Annotated in this window: 2 protein-coding genes; both read right to left on the reverse strand. The window is 67.0% G+C overall.

The genetic code is table 11. From position 1 onward, the window contains the following. Window positions 1-427 (reverse strand): alpha/beta fold hydrolase (locus ACIPIA_RS16630; RefSeq protein ID WP_400511081.1); only part of this gene is annotated, 427 nt, incomplete at its 3' end. A gap of 21 nt (window positions 428-448) precedes the next feature. Next, window positions 449-1225, reverse strand: a 777-nt coding sequence (locus ACIPIA_RS16635) for an alpha/beta hydrolase (RefSeq protein WP_400511082.1), incomplete at its 5' end; no start/stop codon positions are given.

Raw genomic sequence — 1225 nt, forward strand, 5'->3', positions numbered from 1 at the left:
AGGCCGAGTAGACCCGCTCGAAATCGACCTTGGCTGCCGTGCTGACGAGGATCAGCTTGGCGGCGTGGCCGGGATGGCGTGTCGCATAGGCCTGGGCGACGAAGCCGCCGAAGGAGGTTCCGAGCACGATCGGCCTGTCGATGCCCAGGGCGTCGCATAGGCCTCTCACGTCATCGCCCCATTGCGCCAGCGTCCAGCGCTCGCGCGGTCCATCCTCGCTGCGCCCGCAGCCGCGATGGTCGTAATAGATGATCTGGCAGATGTCGCGCAGCGACGAAAAGACCGGCTTGTAGAGGCTGTGGTCGCCGCCCGGGCCGCCATGCAAGAGCAGGAGCGTCGGCTTTTCCCGCATTCGCGGCCCGTCCGGTATCAGCCCGGCGCCCTCGATGTCGAGATAGAGCCGGACACCATTCACCTCGACATGCATCTTAGTCGCTCCGGCATCCCGTCAGTCACCCAGTCCATCGAGGAAGGCTGTCAGCCGGTCGAGCGCCTGCCGGCCTTCCGGGCGGTCGAGGTCGAACTGGTATTCGTGCGGTAGTTTCGGCTCGGTCTCCGGAGGGAAGAACAGCGTGTCGACGCTCACACCACGGTCGCGCAGGGCCTGCGCCATCACCACCGACTGCGGGGCGAGCGGATCGCCATTGCCGACGGAAATAAAGCTGCGCGGAAAGGCTTCCGTGACGTAGCGGGGCACTGCCGCTTCGGTGATGCGCTCGCTGTCGAAGGGATTGGAAGTGCCGAAATAGGCCAGGAGCACCGAGCGGATGAAGCCGCCGAAGGGGCCGGTCAGGTCGAACGAGGTCGGGTCGAACGCGCCGCAGAACAGCACGGCTCCTTTCAAGGCCGCTGGAGCCACGGCCGGCTTCAGTCCGAGCAACTCGGCATAGTCCTTTCCGGTCAGGCCTGCTGCGAGCTGCGCTGCGATATGGGCGCCGGCCGAGTCGCCGGCGAGCACGAGGCTGGACGGATCGAGGCCGAGGCGCTGACCCTCGCGCTGCAGGAAGCCAAGGGCCTCGTTCACCTGCAGCACAGGTTCGGGATAGCGGGCGGTCGGAGCGCGGGTGTAGCCGACGGCGACAGCCGGATATCCGCGCCCGGCCAGGATCTTCAGGTAGGGCGCGACATCCTTGCGGTCGCCGCCGACGAAGCCGCCGCCATGCACCCAGACGATGGTGGTGCGCTCGGAGTGGGTGCTTCGCTCGGGCAGGTAGATGTCGAGCCG

Source organism: Allobosea sp. CER48 (assembly GCF_044752385.1).
Lineage (GTDB): Bacteria > Pseudomonadota > Alphaproteobacteria > Rhizobiales > Beijerinckiaceae > Allobosea.